Below are 371 nucleotides of genomic sequence, written 5' to 3'. Positions count from 1 at the left end.
ACCGCTCTTCCGATCTGCAAGTAAATCGGCCACTAAAGTGATACCAAACGGTGCTTCCCAGCCTCCTAGATTGGTGGCCTGAATACCACTCGTGTAAACCTTGTTAAATAACGTAATCGCAGCAACCAGCAGCGAAAAATTTGAGATTACACTGATCCAACGCTGTAGCGTTCGATGTTTCCACAGCAACATTGATAACGCTGCCGCAAACATTGGGATCAGTACTGGCATTAATATCATCATAATTGTGAATCTGTACTCTTCATTTCGTTCATGTCGTCTGCGCCTATGACTTTATAAGCGCGCTTTATCAGTACAACAGCAAATGCCAACACACCAAAACTGATCACGATAGCCGTTAGAATAAGCGC

1 protein-coding gene and 1 pseudogene are annotated in these 371 nt (G+C 44.2%); both read right to left on the bottom strand.

The genetic code is table 11. The features are described 5' to 3' along the window. A pseudogene (locus ACP45E_RS00610) lies at nucleotides 1–243 on the bottom strand (Na+/H+ antiporter subunit D); the annotation flags it as partial. Continuing rightward, nucleotides 240–365 (bottom strand): NADH-quinone oxidoreductase subunit K, encoded by a 126-nt coding sequence (locus ACP45E_RS00605; protein ID WP_083251581.1) that lies wholly within the window; start codon nucleotides 363–365, stop codon nucleotides 240–242. The pseudogene ACP45E_RS00610 and the gene ACP45E_RS00605, both read right to left, overlap by 4 nt. Between the last annotated feature and the right edge of the window lie 6 nt (nucleotides 366–371).

The sequence above is a fragment of the Vibrio genomosp. F10 str. 9ZD137 genome (assembly GCF_049974785.1).
Taxonomy (GTDB): domain Bacteria; phylum Pseudomonadota; class Gammaproteobacteria; order Enterobacterales; family Vibrionaceae; genus Vibrio.
Note: the sequence above shows the minus strand (reverse complement) of the source record. Positions and strands in the feature narration are given on the sequence as shown.